The sequence below is a fragment of the Ruegeria sp. SATB027 genome (genome assembly GCF_059613825.1).
Map to the genome: position 1 here is coordinate 76,349 of NZ_JBXWTH010000011.1, position 15,506 is coordinate 91,854.

Here is a 15,506-nt window from a genome sequence, read left to right on the forward strand (position 1 = left end):
ACCGTGATTGCAAAACTGGTTCCAGTCGTTCTCCTAATTGTCGGCCTGGGTGCGGGTGTCGGTGCCGGGCTGTTTCTGTCACCTTCGGGCAAGTCCGACAAAACAGCCGCCGAAAAAGAAGTGGCAAAAGAAGAGAAGGCCGGTCACGAGAAGTCTGAAAAGTCCAAGGAAAAAAAGCCAGCCTATGGGTATCTAAAGTTGACCAAGCATTTTGTCGTTCCGGTGGTTGGGGATGACGAAATCGAAGCGATGGTCACTTTGTCCCTCAGCCTTGAGGCGAACACAGCAATTGAAGAAACTTTTTATTCCATTGAGCCCAAGTTGCGGGATGGCTTTCTTCAGGTTCTGTTTGATCACGCAAATACCGGGGGATTTGATGGGACGTTCACAGAATCCCGGAATCTGGATGTCTTGCGTAAGTCCTTGTTGGAAGTGGCGAAAAAAGAGCTGGGTGAAGATGTTTCAAAAGTGCTGATCATGAGCGTGAACCGTCAAGATACCTGACGAAGGTCGCTTCACGGCACGGATCCGGTCAGCATTAACGGGTTTGCTTTCGAGCAACGGCCTGCCGATGGCTTTTTAGCTGCTGCTCCCGCAGGGTTGCGACGGCTTGTTTGCGGCCAAATGCAATTCTGAGCGCCTCCAGACCGGCCAGTTTCTGAGCGCGCGTTTGGGCAAGTCGCATGTTCAACGCGCGGCGCGTGGCAGATTCCCAGCCATTCCAAAGAATGTCGGCCCCGGATATCTGATATCCTTCTGTCCAACCGCTGGCTTTGCGCACCTGGTCAAGCTGATGATCCAGTTTCGCCAATTGGTTCTGAATTCTGGCCTCGGCCTCGAGGATTGGGCGGAGTGTCTGAAATTGCTTCTGGAAAGCGACGTCGGCTATTTTGTCCAGCCCGCTTAACTGAGTGTCCTTCATCGGATCTGCTCCTTTGCACGTTTCCGCATCGCTTCGGCGAACCTGATTGCAGCGGCAACGGGGCGGAAATGTTCTTCGGCGATCTCCTGCCCGATGTCGACAGTTGCGTGAAGCACGCGCGCCGTCGGAGGATCCGAGCGGATCGGAACGCCAGCCTGAGCCGCAGCGGAACGGATGGAAGCGGCTACTGCATCCACACCTTTGGCGACACAAACAGGTGCGCTGCCAGTAGCCCTGGACCACTTCAGTGCAACGGCAAAATGGGTGGGGTTTACGATAACAACATCCGCGCCCGGAACATCTGCCATCATCTGGCTCGAGGCGATCTCCTGTGCACGTTGACGGCGGTGTTGCTTTACATAGGGGTCGCCTTCGGCGTCCTTAGTTTCATCCTGGATCTCTTTGCGCGACATGCGGTTCTTGCGCATGTGCTCGGCGTATTGCCACAGAAAGTCGATAACGCCAATGCCGAGTGCGATGGCAACCACAATGAACAGGAAGCGAAACAACAGGTTCATCATCAGCAGTATGGATGACTTTGCCGGGGCCGCGCTGGCAGACAGAATTTCGGCCAGATTCGACTTGATGAAAAGTGCGAGGCACAGGCTGTAAATCGCCAGTTTGGTTGCGCTCTTGGCGAACTCGAACAAGCCACCGCGCCCGAACTTGTTTTTGGCATTCGAAACAAGGGAAATCCGCGAAAGCTTTGGATTCAGTTTGCTGGGGGCGAACACCAGCGTGCGTTGGGCAATCAGGTTTAGCAGAACGGCCACCGCGGGCAGGCAGAAAAGCACGGCAATGGGTGTCACCGCGCCACTCAGAATTCCGGCAACCGTCGCTGTCGCAGGTCCCATTTTCAGAAGGTTCGCGATCTGGTCGGATTGGTCGATCAGGACCATGAACAGAGTTCCCAATTGCGCGACGGCGTACTGCCCTGCCGCCAACAATGCGATCAGCAGTCCGGTATATGCCGCAACAACCGACAAGTCGTTGGACTTGGGAACTTCACCCTTTTCACGGGCTTTCTGGAGCTTTTGCGGCGTCGGCTCGTATGACTTGTCGCTGTCGTCATCGGCACCGCTCATCGCTGGCCTCCGATCGGGTTCATGAAGAAGGCAATCAGCGCGTCAGACCAAACAGAGAGGATCAATGGTGCGCCCGTAAACAGCAGAAACAGCCCGGCAAATGTTATTGCTGGCGCGCCCACGAAGGCGACCATCAATTGCGGCATGGCCCGGTTGATAACCCCAAGTGCAAGATTGTAGATCAACGAGGCGATGACGAATGGCGTTGCCAGCGAGAAGGCCAACCCAAAGCTGCGTGAGATTTGTCGCACACCCCAATAGGACAAATCTGCCGAGCTTGGCACCAACCCCATGGGGAATAGGGCATAACTCTGGATCAGGAATTGCGCGGCCCGTACGTGCAAGCCCATGATGACGGCAAGCGTTAGCCCCGCGATCGTTAGCAGGTATCCCATTGCCGGAACAGGATCAGTGGCCGCCGCACCCAGCAATTGCGACAATGACGTGGATTGCGCGGCAATGGATCCGGCGGTTTGCAGCGCCAAAACAAACAGCCGCAGCCCGGTTCCAAGCGCCAGCCCAATCAGGATTTCTGTCCCAACCAACCGCCCCAGCGTCCACAGGTTGAGAGACAGGTCCAATGGTTGGGTTGCCGGAAAAATGATCAGGGTAAAGGCGACGGATATCCCCAGTTTCATCCGTGTTGGAATGCTGCGCTCGCCGAAAGCAGGCAGCAGCGAAACCAAAGCAGAGACGCGCAGAAAAACCGCAAAGGCCTGCCAGAGCGGTTCGGCCAGCTGCGTCAACAATTCTGGCGGCAGAGCGATCACGCGGGAACAGTTCCTACCAGCGCGGGTTTGGCTTCCAACCCGATTTCCTCAAAAGAAAGGACCGGGTTTGGAACGCCGCGCGCATGCATGATCGTACGCAACAACCGGCGTCGCCGGGTCGAGGTCACGACAGCAGGAAACAAACCGTTATCAGCAGATCTGGCGATACTGCTGACCATGCCGTCGGCCAGCTTGTTAAACAGGTTCGGCGGTAGCGCGACATCCAGTCCGGCGCTGGGCGCGTCGACCTGATAGGTGGTGAACGTTTCCTCCCACTCAGGGGCCAGTTGGATCAGCGGGATCGAGCCATCCTCACGCTTCATATCGGCGACCAGTTGAAATCCGAGACGCTGGCGCACCAATTCGCAGATGCCTTCAGGCTGGGTGGTTGTCAGCCGTGCTTCAGCAACGCTTTCAAGGATCAGGGCCATGTTCCGGATCGAAACCCGTTCCTCCAGAAGCAGTCGCAGAACGGCGTGCAATGTGTCCATTGGCACTTTGTCGGGGATCAATTCATCCAGCAACTTGCGGTTTGCCTCAGCCCGAACTGGGTCGCTCAGGCGGGTCATTTCGGTCAGCAGGCGGCGCAGGGATTTCAACGTCAGCAGGCGCGAGAAGTTCTGCTTGATAATCTCTAGCAGATGCGTGGCCAGGATCTCGGGCGGTGAGACGATAGTGGCCCCGTTCAGCGCTGCGTCCTCCTGATGTTTGGGCAGGATCCAGCGGGCAGGCGCGCCGTAAACCGGCTCGGTCACGTCATTGCCTTCGGGCAACAGATCGAACCCGTCCTGAACCAGAGCCAGAACCAGATCGGGGTTCAGAACGCCGCGCGCCTGTTCGACCCCCTGAACCTTGATCACATAGGTTCCGGTTGGCAGGTCGGCTCGATCAGTCAGGCGAATTTCGGGCAGGATCAATCCGAAGGTAGACGCCACGTAGTTGCGCATATTGGCGATGCGGGCATCCAACCCGGTTCCGGGATTCAAAACCAAGCTTACCAGATCGGGTGCGAATTCAAGGTGCACGTCATCCAGGTCCAGAATATCACCAATAGCCTGCGAGACCGGCGCCTCGGTTTCGGTCGCCTGCGAATGCAATGACGGGTCTGTTTCTTTCTGCTTTTTCCGAATTCTGTAGGCCGCATAACCAAGTACAGCTGCACCGAGGATGAACGGCAGGAAAGGCAGGCCGGGCACCAGCGCAAACAGGACCATAAGAACTGCCACGGTAGACAGCGCAGCCGGATGCCGCCCGAGCTGGGAGAAAATGGCATTGTCGGTGGCACCCTGTGTTCCGCCGCGCGCCAGCAGCAATGCAGAGGCAATCGAGATGATTACCGCGGGGATCTGCGAGACCAGACCATCACCGACGGTCAGGATTGCATAAGTCTCGAACGCCGAAGCCACCGGCATTCCGTGCACGATCACCCCCATGACCAAACCCATAACAAGGTTCAAAAGAGTGATCAGAAGGCCGGCAACGGCATCACCTTTGACAAATTTCGACGCACCGTCGAGCGAGCCGAAGAATGTCGTTTCCTGCTGTTCGCGTTCCCGCCGTTCCTTGGCTTGCTGATGGTCGATGGCCCCGGCTGACATGTCGCTGTCGATGGCAAGCTGCTTACCCGGCATCCCGTCCAAGGCAAAGCGCGCGCCGACCTCGGCCATACGGGCGGCCCCTTTGGTGATGACCATGAAGTTCACGATCAGAAGCACGCCGAAAACCACAAGGCCCAGAAAGATGCTGCCGCCCATGACGAAATTGGCGAACCCTTCAATCACGTCACCAGCTGCGTTGGGCCCAGTATGCCCCTGACCGATGATCAGTTTGGTCGACGAGACGTTCAGCGACAGGCGCAGCATCAGCGATGCCAGCAGGATCGTTGGGAAGGACGAGAAATCCAGCGGACGTTCGATGAAAAGCGTCAGAGTGAAAATCAGGATGGCCAGCGCGAAAGAGGCGGCTAGCCCCACATCCAGCACCCAGGCAGGCATGGGCAGGATCATCATGACGATGACGGTCATCAGCGCCAGTGCCAGCAGGACAGTGGGTGAAAACAGGGACCGGATGTCAATCTGGGGCACGCAGGTTTCCTAATTGAAAGGGATGAAAGCAGTTGCTGTGCTATTGGTCGGGACCAGAGAGCCCAGGGCAGTGGTGGCGGGTGCGGCCACTAGCATCGGAATCAAGGGCGTTCCGGCCCTTGTGAACGGATCGGGTGACTTGCCAGAAAACCCGTGCGAGGGCGGGTTGTCCAATTGAGCCATCACTGTCTGGAACCGACCGCGATAAGCCTCGGCCAGAGCATTCGTGCGGGAATGATACGCCCCGGCCGCAGCAGGCCACGAACCAAGCTCGAAATAAAGGTCTTTCAGGAAGCGGGCGGCGTAGGTTGCGTTCGCATCCGGATCAAACATCGCATCGATCGAGCGGAAGGCCTTACCATGCCAGCGATAATTGACCTGGAAACACCCGACGTCAAAGCTGCGAGAGCCCGCTTTGAAAATTTTGAAAACATAGGCCTTGGCCTCGGCCTCGGACTTGAACCAATACCCCTGACCTTCGGCATTTATGGTCCAGGGCCAGGGCTGCAACAGCCCGTCAACTATTCGCCCGGTTTCAACGCGGGTTATGGCGCGCAGCACGTCCAGTGGAACATCTTCGGACAGTGCCGCACGGCGCGCGGCCTGATCACAAAGCCCGCCTGTCGGAGCTGCGTGCATGGCAGAACCCGCCTGCGCCAACAGCACATGCAGTATCATGAAAGCAATCGGTATTCTGCGAATTGGCATTCTGCCGGTCCGGGATTCTGGTGTTCCCGGCCAAGCTAGCCGCCGATCGGTTTACAGAGGGTTATCGCAGCCTCAGTTTCGGTCGATCCTGCGCCCAAAAACAACGCTTGTATTGGTGCGCAGGACGCCAGGGATCTTCGCCAGATCGTCCACCAGAATGTCCAGATCCTCCAGCCTCGGGGCATCAGCGGTCAGCATCAGATCGAATTCGCCATTGATCGACAGGCATAGTTTGACCTCGGGATAGGCCTCGAGCCGTTTAAGGATCCGGTTGGTTTCCTTCTGCTGCACTTCCAGCATGACGATGACCTGCACTTTGGGCGTGTCTTCCGTGGACCCAAGGCGCACGGTGTATCCCGTGATTACGCCGCGATGCTCCAGCCGACTGATCCGTTCATGCACAGTCGTGCGGGCCACACCCAGCGAGGCCGCGATCTGCGTGGTCGAGGCACGTGCATTGGCTTGCAGGGCGGCGATGATACGGCGGTCAAGCTGGTCCATTGGGGCTCCGGTTTGCGGTAAGTCCGGGTTTAGATCAGATTGACATCCTTTCTCAAGGCTCACGCGGTATGCGTGGGTGCAGGTCGTCGATTATGATCGGGTGCGCGTGCGGGCCCGCCCCGGCCAGATGCGGATGATCGGCTGGCAGATCGGGGTGAGTGTGAACAACCGGTTCCTGATCGTCACGCGGCCAAAGACTGACTGCCGCAATCACGCCTGCCATGGACAGAATAGACATACTGCCGAGAGCAACAGTCGGCCCATAAACGGTCATTATCCACCCAGCCAGCGGATACAGCACCAGCCAGCAGCCGTGTGACAGAGTAAACTGTGCAGCAAAGACAGCGGGGCGGTCTTCGGGATGGGCGGAACGGGTCAACAAACGACCCGAAGGCGTAAGGGTTGTAGAATATCCAAAGCCAGTAAAAGCCCAAAAAACGGCAAGGACACCCAGCGTAAGCGGGATCGTCGCGGTCAGAACCGAGGCGACGGCCATAGCGCCCGACGCAAGAATGGCTCCGGACAGCATAACCTTGCGATCCTCAATCCGATTCAGCAGTCGGGGCAGAGTAAACGCCGCCAGCATCGACCCGCCGCCAAATCCGGCCAGTGCAATGGCCACGGCGCTTTCTGACAGGCCAAGGGTGGCCCGCGCGATGACCACTGTGTTGACGATTACCATCGAACTCAGCGCTGCGGCGCTCCAATTAAGCGCAAGCAGCCCCCTCAGCCGGGGCGTTTTCAGATAGATGCGAATTCCGCGTGTCGTGCGGTCATAGATTCCGCGTGGTTTGCTGGGCTTGGGCGAGGGCAGGACGACCGAGACCACCAGCAATGCCGAAGCAACAAATCCCAGCGCTGTGCCCCAGAACAGGCTGTTGAAGCTGACCAGCAACAGAAGAGCCGCGGCAAACATCGGGCTCAGCAGGCTTTCCATGTCGTAGGCAAGACGTGACAGTGACAAAGCGCGGGTATATTCGTTTTCGTCCGGCAACACGTCCGGGATCGTTGCCTGAAAGGCGGGCGTAAAGCCCGCCGAGGCGGATTGTAGCACGAAGATCAGCACATAGATTTGCCAGACCTCGGTCACGAAAGGCAGGCATACAGCGACCGCGGCGCGGATCAGGTCCAGAAGAACCAGCATTTTCCGACGGTCCAGCCGCTCGGCAAATGCAGCGGCCAGGGGGGCCACGGTGACATAGGCCACCATCTTGATCGTTAGCGCGGTGCCCAGCACAAGGCCAGCAGCGTCTCCGGCCAGATCAAAGGCCAGCAGCCCAAGCGCGACTGTGGCCAGCCCGGTTCCGGTCAGGGCGACGATCTGGGCAGCAAACAGGTGGCGGTAGGTCCGGTTTGTTAGAATGCTCAGCATGGTTCAGAGGTATTTCGTAATGGCTTTGAAATCCTCGATCCCGCCGCTATCGCCATCGGAAGACAGGCAATGGTCGATGTGATCATGGATCAAGGCGCGCTTGGCGTTGGTGACCGCTTTTTCAACGGCAAACAGCTGTTGGGCGATGTCAGAACAGGGCGCCTGACCTTCAAGCATGGCAATGACCTTTGCCAGATGCCCGTGGGCCCGTTTCAGCCTTGCCGTGATATGCGGATGCGACTCGCGGGGTAAACTTGTCATGATGTATCCCTATCCCCCCCATGGGGATATTGTCAATCTTGTTGCGGGGATTTACCCGTGACTTTTGGACGGCGTTGAGTTTATGGACCAAACCGCCTATCTCGGAGGCGATACCGCACAAAGGAATAGTCGGGTGGCGAACCATTTGTACAAAAACGACCTGCCGGACGGGCTGGATCTGGGCCCTGTTGTGGCCATTGACTGTGAAACCATGGGTCTGAACCCACATCGGGACCGCTTGTGCGTGATTCAGATGTCGGGTGGTGACGGCAACAGCCATATCGTGCAGGTGGAAAAAGGCCAGACTGAGGCGCCGAACCTATGTGCCATGCTGGAAAACCCTGACATTCTGAAGCTGTTCCATTTCGGGCGCTTCGACATCGCCGCTATGTACCATACATTTGGTGCTCTAGCCGCGCCGGTCTATTGCACCAAGATCGCCAGCCGCCTGGTGCGGACCTATACCGACCGGCATGGGCTCAAGAACCTGTGTCAGGAACTCATCGGTGTCGATATTTCCAAACAGCAACAGATGAGCGATTGGGGCGCAGCCTCATTAACGGACGCTCAATTGGATTATGCTGCGTCTGACGTTCTTTATCTGCATCAGCTGCGCGATGCGCTAAACATTCGGCTGGCTCGCGAGGACCGGACTGAAATGGCGCAGGCCTGTTTTGACTTCCTGCCGATGCGTGCGAAACTGGACCTCGCCGGTTGGCCCGAAACGGATATCTTTGCGCACTCATGACCGATACCGAAGCATTCCTGAAAACCGCCCGTCAGGTGGTGACTGACGAAGCCCGCGCGCTGGGCGTACTTGCCGACAGTCTGGACGCGCATTTTGCTGAAGCCGTGCAGCTGATCCTTCAGGCCACCGGGCGCATCATAATCAGCGGCATCGGCAAGTCAGGCCACATAGGTCACAAGATTGCGGCCACGCTGGCCAGCACCGGAACGCCTGCCTATTTCGTGCATCCGGCCGAGGCCAGCCATGGTGATCTTGGCATGGTCTCCAAGGGTGATGTGGTTCTGGCGATTTCGAATTCGGGCGAGGCACCGGAACTTGCCAATCTGCTGGCCTTTACGCGCCGCTTTGGCATTCCGCTGATTGGATTGTCCAGCAAACCTGACAGCACATTGATGAAACAGGCCGACGTACATCTTCTGATCCCGTCGATGGGCGAGGCCTGCGGTTTTGGTATGGTGCCGTCGATCTCCACAACGCTGACCCTTGCCATGGGGGATGCACTGGCGATTGCCCTCATGAAATACCGCGATTTCCGGCCCGAGGATTTCCGTGCCTTCCATCCCGGTGGCAAACTGGGTGCTCGGCTGAGCACAGTACAGGATCTGATGCATGTCGGAGAGGCCCTGCCTCTGGTTGCGGCACATACTCCGATGAGCGATGCGCTGATCGAAATCAGCCAGAAGGGGTTTGGTGTTGCTGGCGTAACAGACCCGCAGGGTCAATTGGCAGGGATCATTACAGACGGTGACTTGCGGCGCCACATGGATGGGCTGCTGAACAAAACGACCGAGCAGGTCATGACCCCCAACCCCACAACCATATCCCCGGATGCGTTGGCGGAAGAAGCGGTAGCAATCATGAATGACCGTAAGATCACCTCGCTCTTCGTGGTTGACGAGGCGACATCAGGTCAGGCTTTGGGGCTGCTTCATATCCACGACTGCCTGCGCGTCGGTCTGGGCTGAGGGAGGCTGAAGTGGACAGGTATTCCCGCATGGTGCAGTTCCTGAAGGTGCTGTTGCCGCTTGCGGCTATTGTGATGTTGTCCACGGTATTCCTGCTGTCCCGCAGCATCGAAACAAACGTTTCCGTGCCTTTCGCGCAGAAAGACATTGATGAGAGACTGGCACAACAGGTGGTAACGCGGCCGGATTACCGCGGAACGACCCGCAAGGGAGAGACCGTGCATATCGAGGCGGTGCAAGCCACGCAGGGCACCGAGGCGTCGGTTCCGACCGCGTCCGAGTTTCGCGGCCGATTTGGGCTGCTCAATGGCGGCACAATTACGCTGGATTCGAATTCCGGCCTGATCCGTCCGGATAGTGGAACAGCAACCTTTGTTGGTGATGTGGTCATCACCACGGCGGATGGGCTCAAGGTTACGACGGATCTGCTCAATACCTCGTTGGACGAAGTCCGGGGCGATACGCCGGGGCAGGTGAACGGAACCGGTCCGATCGGTAACTTTTCCGCGGGGCGTATGACCTTTGGCACTGAAAAAACGGACGGGCCGGTCCATATTGTTTTTACAGACGGTGTGAAGCTGGTATACGAGCCTGAAAAAGCAGAAAGATAACTTGTGTTCGATTTTCGATTTGTTCCTTTGTGCCTCGCCTTGATCGCGGGCGCCGCGCCCGTGACTGCGCAAGAGGCGCAGGTGGCTTTTGGGTCCGCGAATGCCGATCCGAGCCTGCCGGTCGAGGTGACATCGGAAACCCTGAACGTCAATCAAGAGGACGGATCGGCCGAGTTCATCGGGAATGTCATCGTCGTACAGGGTGAAATGCGCCTGACAGCCGAACGCGTGCTGGTTATCTACAATCAGGAACGCTCGGCGATCGAGCGAATGGAGGCGACCGAGAATGTGGTTCTGGTCAGCCCGCCGGATGCAGCGGAAGGCGACTGGGCTGAATACAAGATCGGCTCGGGTGAGATTGTCATGAAGGGCAATGTCCTTCTGACACAGGGCCCCAGCATCATCAGTGGCGATCAGATGAACGCTAACCTGACATCGGGCACTGCGACAATGACCGGGCGGGTCAAAACGATCTTGCAGCAGGGAAACAACTGATGGCGCGTCCCGACCTGAAACTGACCGAAGGCAGTTCCGGGCTGCGCATCGAGAAGCTGCGGAAGTCCTACAAAAAAAAGACGGTGATCCGCGATGTTTCGATGACGTTGGGTCGGTCCGAAGTGGTGGCGCTGCTGGGGCCGAACGGGTCTGGTAAAACCACAACGTTCTATTCAGTTGCGGGCCTTGTGTTCCCCGAGGCAGGAAAAGTCACGATCGACGGCCAGAATGTGACTACTTTGCCGATGTACCGGCGGGCACGGATGGGGATCGGCTATTTGCCGCAGGAGATGTCGATCTTTCGCGGCATGAGCGTCGAGGACAACATTGCTGCCGTTCTGGATATCACGGTCTCTCATGCGCATAAGCGCAAAGAGCGTTTGGAAGAGCTGTTGTCTGACTTCTCGATCGAACACTTGCGCCGGGCCCCGGCTCTGGCGTTGTCAGGCGGCGAGCGCCGCCGGGTCGAGATCGCGCGCTGTTTGGCCGCAGACCCCAAATACCTGCTGCTGGATGAACCGTTTGCAGGCGTTGACCCGATCAGTGTCGGGGATATTCGCCATCTGGTCGCGGATCTGAAAAAACGCGGTATTGGTGTGCTGATCACCGATCACAACGTCCGGGAAACGCTGGAAATTGTCGACCGGGCCTATATCCTGCATGACGGTCAGGTTTTGATGTCCGGCACACCTGATGAGGTTGTCGAAAACGAGAATGTGCGCCGCGTCTATCTGGGCGAGAATTTCCGCATTTCATAACCTTGCGCGGAGTTGTGCCAATTGCATGGCGGAAATCGCGTATATACACATCTGTTTTGATTGACTCTTCCCTCGTCTCTTGCCTCAATTGGCTTATGGCATTTACCCGGTTCCAGTCTGGATCTCGATGTCCCTTCTTCGAAGGGCTGGAAACAAGGCAACCGCGGAAAATGTCTCTACCCCCCACCCGATAAAAACAAGCTCGCCGCGTTTCGCGGCGTCAGAATGGGTGTGAATTGTGAAGGAGATCACATGCGTTACCAAATCAGCGGAAAACAGATCGACATCGGTGCGGCGTTGCAGACACACGTGCAGACCGAACTGAATGAGGTCGTGGGCAAGTATGCGCAGCGGCCTACGGATGCTAACGTCGTCTTTTCCCGTTCGGCGCATGAATATGTATGCGAAACAACGGTGCACCTGTCCACTGGCCTGACGGCGCAGGCCAAGGCCCATGCAACCGAGATCTACGCGGCATTTGAGGCATGCTGTGATAAAATGGAAAAACAGTTGCGTCGTTACAAGCGCCGCCTGAAGGACCACCACAAGGATCGGGCCGAACCGGTTGAACTCTTTGGGGCGTCCTCTTATATCCTCGCTTCTAATGAATCGGAGTCGGTCGATGAACCCGAATCGCTTCAGCCAATGATTGTGGCTGAGATGGAAACAAAAATCCCATCTTTGAGCGTTGGAGAGGCCGTTATGCAAATGGAACTTGCCGGTGCGCCAGTACTGGTGTTCAGAAATGAAAACAAGGACGGATTGAATGTCGTTTATCGTCGCGAAGACGGTAATATCGGCTGGATTGATCCGTAACAGGCAAGGATACGGGGCTGCACCCGCTGATGCGGGTGCGTGCCATGGAGCGTGATCATGGAGCTTTCGAGCATACTGAAGCCCGAAGCGGTGCGTGTATTGTCCGCGGCTTCCAGCAAGAAGCGGCTGTTTCAGGAAATCGGTGACGTCGCCGCGGCGACGCTGGGCATCGATCCTCAGGAAGCGGTTGATTTCCTGCTGGAGCGGGAAAGCCTTGGACCGACCGGTGTCGGCCATGGTGTGGCGCTGCCGCATGCGCGCCTGCCCGATCTTGATTCGGTTTCAGGTGTTTTTGTCATGCTTGAGAAGCCCATCGATTTCGGTTCGGTTGATCGTCAGCCTGTGGACATCGCCTTCGCGCTGTTTGCACCGGAAGAGGCGGGTGTTGATCACCTCAAAGCTCTGGCGCTGGTGTCTCGCACATTGCGGGATACTTCGGTTTGCACCAAACTTCGGGCGAACCCCGATCCGGTAAAGCTCTATGCGATCCTGACCGAGGCGCAGTCTATGCAAGCCGCCTGATTAACAAAAAAAGCCCCCGAAAACCGGGGGCTTTTTTCTTTTCATTTGACCGGATCAACCACCGGTTCCCATTTCCAGCGTCCACCAGATTTTACCACCGCCTTCCTGATGCCAGGCGAATCCCATTTGGGTGGCTTTGGCGTCCATGATGACAGACCTTGGTCCAGGTTCCTGCATCCATGCGGCAAGTGTTTCCGTCTCGGTCTCGTAGGTTTCGGAAATGGCTTCCCCCAGGAACGTTCCGAAATAGCCGACACGCGCTGCCCGGTCGATTGGTGATGAACCGTCTGACCCAAAGTGCCAGGGCCGGTTCTGCCGCGACATATCCTTTGAATGTGTCGCTGCCGCTGCGTTCAGCTGCGCGTTCAGCTGTACGGGCTGCAACCCCTGAGCCTGACGCAAAGCATTGACCGAATCAAGCATGCGGAACTGCAGCTTTTCCGGATTGCCGCGGATCTTGTACACGGTCGGCAATGGGCGACCATCAGATCCCAGAGTGGTTGAGCCAGTGTTGGTACATGCCGCAAGTGCGACAAAGCAAATCAACAGTAAAGAAACGATGCGCGTCATGTTCGACCTGATTATTGTATCACAACAGGGCATAGCGCGCCTGCTTGTTCTGAGCAAACGCGCAATGGCCACAACTTGCGTGATTCTGCCGGTTTGGTTTGCGACTGAAGCATTCTGGCAATAGAATGCCTCTGATTTCAGACCTCACCTAAACACAGGACCCGTCGTCATGGTCAAAAAGCGCATTCATTCGCCCACCCGCAGGGGGTTTCTGGCAGGGGCTACCGCCACTCTGGCTACACCGGCACTGGCGCAATATATCCCGGGCGACCCGCTGCGCCCTGCACCCGAAACCGAACCGGCAGTTCGACGCAACGTATCCGGGTTCCGGGCATTGGATTGGCAACCGTATTTCTCGAACACCAGAAATGGCGCCATATTGGTCGATACCGTCTCAAGAGCGCTGCATTATTGGTCGGATGATCAATCAGTGTACAAATTGTACCCGTCGTCGGTTCCGCTGACCGAAGAACTCACCCGGCGCGGGCGGACCAGTGTGATCCGCAAGGTAGAAGGCCCAAGCTGGTCTCCAACGCCTTCGATGAAGAAGAGAAATCCGGAATGGCCGGACTATATTCCTCCCGGTCCGGATAACCCTTTGGGAACGCACGCTTTATATCTGAGCTGGAAGTATTATCGCATTCACGGCACGCATGATACGCGTAAAATCGGCCGCAGATCTTCGAACGGCTGCATCGGCCTTTTCAATGAAGACATCGCCGAGCTGTTTTCGATGGCTAAGGTTGGCACACAAGTGTTGCTAATATGACGACATTTTCGTGTGCGAACCTGCTTGCCCGTCAAGTTGCAATTGCATTCCCGCTCTAATGCTGATTAGAAAAAACTACGAGGTAAGTCTTAGATGTGCGGTTCCGGACATTGGAGCCGTGCAAATTCTGGAGGTTAATATGAAGAAACTCGTTCTCGCCGCAGCTCTGACTGCAGCAGCTTCGACCGCATATGCTGGCAACCTGGAAGAGCCGGTTGTTGAAGCACCGGTTGTTGTTGAAGAAACACAGGGTTCGTCGCAGGGTCTCCTGCTGCCGCTGATCCTGCTGGTCGTCGTTGCTGCTGCTGTTGCTGCAGGCTAAGCCGACACGGAATTCATGAAAAAGGCGGTGGAGCAATCCACCGCCTTTTTTATTCCAACAGGTCTTCAAGCCTGTTGCGCGCCGGGGGATACTGACGCGCCAGTATCAAGCCGAGCTTGACGTTCTCATGAGAGATGCCGTTTTTGCTCTGGAAACGCTTTACGCCAACCACCCGCGCAGATTGTCTTCGATCACCTTTCCAAGTGCTGCGATATGGGCATCGTCATCGTTAAGGCATGGAACATAGGTAAACGTCTCGCCGCCTGCTTCTTCGAAGCTCTCTTTGATTTCTTCGTTAATCTCTTCAAGCGTTTCGATGCAGTCCGCAGAAAACGCCGGGGCAATAACTGCAATGTTCTTTTTGCCTTGCTTCGCCAGGTCGGCCACGTGATCCACCGTGTAAGGTTTCAACCATTCTTCGGGGCCGAAGCGCGACTGGAAGGTCGATACCAATTGATCATCTGTCCAGCCCAGCCGCTCCTTTAACAGCCTCGTCGTTTTAGCGCATTGGCAGTGATAGGGATCGCCCTGCTGAAGATACCGCTCGGGCATCCCGTGATATGAGCAGACAAGAATGTCGGGCTTTGTCTCCATAGCCTCGTATGCGCGTTCAACAGACTGTGCCAGCGCATCGATATAGACGGGTTCATCGAAATAGGCCGGAACGGTTCGCGTCGCGGGCTGCCAGGCTTCGTCCATCAGTGCGCGAAAGAACTGGTCGTTGGCGGTGGCCGTCGTTGCGCCAGCGTATTGAGGGTAAAGCGGAAAAAACAAGATGCGATCGCACCCTGCCGCTACCATCGCGCGCACTTTGGATTTGGTCGACGGGTTGCCGTAACGCATACAGAAATCAACCATGACCTGATCACCGTATCGTGCCTGCATCGTCTGGCTCAGCTTGGCGGTCTGGTCCTTGGTGATGGTCATCAGCGGACTTTCGCCTTTTTCCTGGTTCCAGATCGATTTGTATGCCTCGCCAGAACTGAAAGGTCGCTTGGTCAGGATGATCGCCTGTAGAATCGGCTGCCATTTCCACTTTGGATAATCGATGACACGCTGGTCCGACAAAAACTCATTCAGATATCGGCGCATCGGCCAATATGTGTAGTCGTCCGGCGTGCCCAGATTGGCCAGCAATATGCCGACGCGCCCCATCCTGATCTTGGGGTGATCCGTAGGAGCGTGAGCGGGTCGCGTGGCATCAAACATATGAGGCTTCCTGAATTT

At 56.8% G+C, this 15,506-nt stretch carries 20 protein-coding genes; 10 read left to right on the forward strand and 10 right to left on the reverse strand.

Going from position 1 to position 15,506, the window contains the following annotated elements:
* Positions 1-3 precede the first annotated feature (3 nt).
* Entirely contained in the window at positions 4-504 is a 501-nt protein-coding gene (locus tag AC2FPW_RS00990) for a flagellar basal body-associated protein FliL (protein ID WP_480559439.1), read from the forward strand.
* A gap of 34 nt (positions 505-538) precedes the next feature.
* Here the strand turns inward: AC2FPW_RS00990 and AC2FPW_RS00995 are convergent, their stop codons facing one another.
* The 8 genes from AC2FPW_RS00995 to AC2FPW_RS01030 all read right to left on the reverse strand — a co-directional run bounded on the left by AC2FPW_RS00995 (position 539) and on the right by AC2FPW_RS01030 (position 7,703).
* Positions 539-922: a hypothetical protein gene (locus AC2FPW_RS00995; protein WP_480483918.1), complete on the reverse strand. Its 384-nt coding sequence runs from the start codon at positions 920-922 to the stop codon at positions 539-541.
* Positions 919-2,007 carry an EscU/YscU/HrcU family type III secretion system export apparatus switch protein gene (locus AC2FPW_RS01000; protein WP_496812292.1) on the reverse strand — a complete coding sequence of 363 codons (1,089 nt, stop codon included), beginning with the start codon at positions 2,005-2,007 and terminating at the stop codon, positions 919-921. The genes AC2FPW_RS00995 and AC2FPW_RS01000 overlap by 4 nt, the downstream gene beginning before the upstream one ends.
* Positions 2,004-2,777: a flagellar biosynthetic protein FliR gene (locus AC2FPW_RS01005; protein WP_267363081.1), complete on the reverse strand. Its 774-nt coding sequence runs from the start codon at positions 2,775-2,777 to the stop codon at positions 2,004-2,006. The genes AC2FPW_RS01000 and AC2FPW_RS01005 overlap by 4 nt, the downstream gene beginning before the upstream one ends.
* The gene (gene flhA / locus AC2FPW_RS01010; protein WP_496812293.1) at positions 2,774-4,861 is read right to left on the reverse strand and encodes a flagellar biosynthesis protein FlhA; all 2,088 of its coding nucleotides are present in this window, start codon (positions 4,859-4,861) and stop codon (positions 2,774-2,776) included. The genes AC2FPW_RS01005 and flhA overlap by 4 nt, the downstream gene beginning before the upstream one ends.
* A gap of 9 nt (positions 4,862-4,870) precedes the next feature.
* Complete coding sequence (locus tag AC2FPW_RS01015) at positions 4,871-5,569, reverse strand: transglycosylase SLT domain-containing protein (RefSeq protein WP_496812294.1); 699 nt, start codon at positions 5,567-5,569, stop codon at positions 4,871-4,873.
* A 72-nt stretch (positions 5,570-5,641) separates the two neighbouring features.
* Positions 5,642-6,070, reverse strand: coding sequence for an Lrp/AsnC family transcriptional regulator (locus AC2FPW_RS01020; RefSeq protein WP_480474766.1), 429 nt, complete (start codon positions 6,068-6,070; stop codon positions 5,642-5,644).
* 52 nt (positions 6,071-6,122) lie between these two features.
* Positions 6,123-7,442 (reverse strand): MFS transporter, encoded by a 1,320-nt coding sequence (locus tag AC2FPW_RS01025; protein ID WP_496812295.1) that lies wholly within the window; start codon positions 7,440-7,442, stop codon positions 6,123-6,125.
* A gap of 3 nt (positions 7,443-7,445) precedes the next feature.
* Entirely contained in the window at positions 7,446-7,703 is a 258-nt protein-coding gene (locus tag AC2FPW_RS01030; RefSeq protein ID WP_496812296.1) for a metal-sensing transcriptional repressor, read from the reverse strand.
* 133 nt (positions 7,704-7,836) lie between these two features.
* On the opposite strand from AC2FPW_RS01030, the gene AC2FPW_RS01035 reads away from it, so the two are divergent.
* The 7 genes from AC2FPW_RS01035 to AC2FPW_RS01065 all read left to right on the forward strand — a co-directional run bounded on the left by AC2FPW_RS01035 (position 7,837) and on the right by AC2FPW_RS01065 (position 12,618).
* Complete coding sequence (locus AC2FPW_RS01035) at positions 7,837-8,451, forward strand: ribonuclease D (protein ID WP_267363090.1); 615 nt, start codon at positions 7,837-7,839, stop codon at positions 8,449-8,451.
* The gene (locus AC2FPW_RS01040; RefSeq protein WP_496812297.1) at positions 8,448-9,416 is read left to right on the forward strand and encodes a KpsF/GutQ family sugar-phosphate isomerase; all 969 of its coding nucleotides are present in this window, start codon (positions 8,448-8,450) and stop codon (positions 9,414-9,416) included. Before AC2FPW_RS01035 ends, AC2FPW_RS01040 begins: the two co-directional genes overlap by 4 nt.
* Positions 9,417-9,427: 11 nt before the next feature.
* The gene (gene lptC / locus AC2FPW_RS01045) at positions 9,428-10,027 is read left to right on the forward strand and encodes an LPS export ABC transporter periplasmic protein LptC (protein WP_267363092.1); all 600 of its coding nucleotides are present in this window, start codon (positions 9,428-9,430) and stop codon (positions 10,025-10,027) included.
* A 3-nt stretch (positions 10,028-10,030) separates the two neighbouring features.
* Positions 10,031-10,522, forward strand: a complete 492-nt coding sequence (locus tag AC2FPW_RS01050; protein ID WP_480483925.1) for an LptA/OstA family protein — start codon at positions 10,031-10,033, stop codon at positions 10,520-10,522.
* Positions 10,522-11,280, forward strand: a complete 759-nt coding sequence (lptB, locus tag AC2FPW_RS01055; protein WP_480474775.1) for an LPS export ABC transporter ATP-binding protein — start codon at positions 10,522-10,524, stop codon at positions 11,278-11,280. The genes AC2FPW_RS01050 and lptB overlap by 1 nt, the downstream gene beginning before the upstream one ends.
* Before the next feature lie 252 nt (positions 11,281-11,532).
* Positions 11,533-12,096: a ribosome hibernation-promoting factor, HPF/YfiA family gene (gene hpf / locus AC2FPW_RS01060; RefSeq protein WP_267363094.1), complete on the forward strand. Its 564-nt coding sequence runs from the start codon at positions 11,533-11,535 to the stop codon at positions 12,094-12,096.
* A 57-nt stretch (positions 12,097-12,153) separates the two neighbouring features.
* Positions 12,154-12,618, forward strand: coding sequence for a PTS sugar transporter subunit IIA (locus AC2FPW_RS01065; RefSeq protein WP_267363095.1), 465 nt, complete (start codon positions 12,154-12,156; stop codon positions 12,616-12,618).
* Between the two features lie 54 nt (positions 12,619-12,672).
* Here AC2FPW_RS01065 and dalA read toward each other — a convergent pair whose 3' ends face one another.
* On the reverse strand, positions 12,673-13,188 hold the full coding sequence (dalA, locus tag AC2FPW_RS01070; protein WP_267363096.1) for a divisome-associated lipoprotein DalA: 516 nt from the start codon (positions 13,186-13,188) through the stop codon (positions 12,673-12,675).
* A 169-nt stretch (positions 13,189-13,357) separates the two neighbouring features.
* On the opposite strand from dalA, the gene AC2FPW_RS01075 reads away from it, so the two are divergent.
* Positions 13,358-13,957: a L,D-transpeptidase gene (locus AC2FPW_RS01075; RefSeq protein ID WP_480507212.1), complete on the forward strand. Its 600-nt coding sequence runs from the start codon at positions 13,358-13,360 to the stop codon at positions 13,955-13,957.
* A 139-nt stretch (positions 13,958-14,096) separates the two neighbouring features.
* Positions 14,097-14,279, forward strand: coding sequence for a hypothetical protein (locus AC2FPW_RS01080; RefSeq protein WP_480507214.1), 183 nt, complete (start codon positions 14,097-14,099; stop codon positions 14,277-14,279).
* 159 nt (positions 14,280-14,438) lie between these two features.
* On the opposite strand, the gene hemH is transcribed toward AC2FPW_RS01080, so the two are convergent.
* Positions 14,439-15,488, reverse strand: a complete 1,050-nt coding sequence (gene hemH / locus AC2FPW_RS01085) for a ferrochelatase (protein WP_496812298.1) — start codon at positions 15,486-15,488, stop codon at positions 14,439-14,441.
* Between the last annotated feature and the right edge of the window lie 18 nt (positions 15,489-15,506).

Coding starts and splice junctions, on each gene's coding strand:
- AC2FPW_RS00995 (WP_480483918.1), bottom strand. CDS start 922: ATGAAGGACACTCAGTTAAGCGGGCTGGACAAAATAGCCGACGTCGCT.
- AC2FPW_RS01000 (WP_496812292.1), bottom strand. CDS start 2,007: ATGAGCGGTGCCGATGACGACAGCGACAAGTCATACGAGCCGACGCCG.
- AC2FPW_RS01015 (WP_496812294.1), bottom strand. CDS start 5,569: ATGCCAATTCGCAGAATACCGATTGCTTTCATGATACTGCATGTGCTG.
- AC2FPW_RS01020 (WP_480474766.1), bottom strand. CDS start 6,070: ATGGACCAGCTTGACCGCCGTATCATCGCCGCCCTGCAAGCCAATGCA.
- AC2FPW_RS01025 (WP_496812295.1), bottom strand. CDS start 7,442: ATGCTGAGCATTCTAACAAACCGGACCTACCGCCACCTGTTTGCTGCC.
- AC2FPW_RS01030 (WP_496812296.1), bottom strand. CDS start 7,703: ATGACAAGTTTACCCCGCGAGTCGCATCCGCATATCACGGCAAGGCTG.
- AC2FPW_RS01040 (WP_496812297.1), top strand. CDS start 8,448: ATGACCGATACCGAAGCATTCCTGAAAACCGCCCGTCAGGTGGTGACT.
- lptB (WP_480474775.1), top strand. CDS start 10,522: ATGGCGCGTCCCGACCTGAAACTGACCGAAGGCAGTTCCGGGCTGCGC.
- hpf (WP_267363094.1), top strand. CDS start 11,533: ATGCGTTACCAAATCAGCGGAAAACAGATCGACATCGGTGCGGCGTTG.
- AC2FPW_RS01065 (WP_267363095.1), top strand. CDS start 12,154: ATGGAGCTTTCGAGCATACTGAAGCCCGAAGCGGTGCGTGTATTGTCC.
- dalA (WP_267363096.1), bottom strand. CDS start 13,188: ATGACGCGCATCGTTTCTTTACTGTTGATTTGCTTTGTCGCACTTGCG.
- AC2FPW_RS01075 (WP_480507212.1), top strand. CDS start 13,358: ATGGTCAAAAAGCGCATTCATTCGCCCACCCGCAGGGGGTTTCTGGCA.
- AC2FPW_RS01080 (WP_480507214.1), top strand. CDS start 14,097: ATGAAGAAACTCGTTCTCGCCGCAGCTCTGACTGCAGCAGCTTCGACC.
- hemH (WP_496812298.1), bottom strand. CDS start 15,488: ATGTTTGATGCCACGCGACCCGCTCACGCTCCTACGGATCACCCCAAG.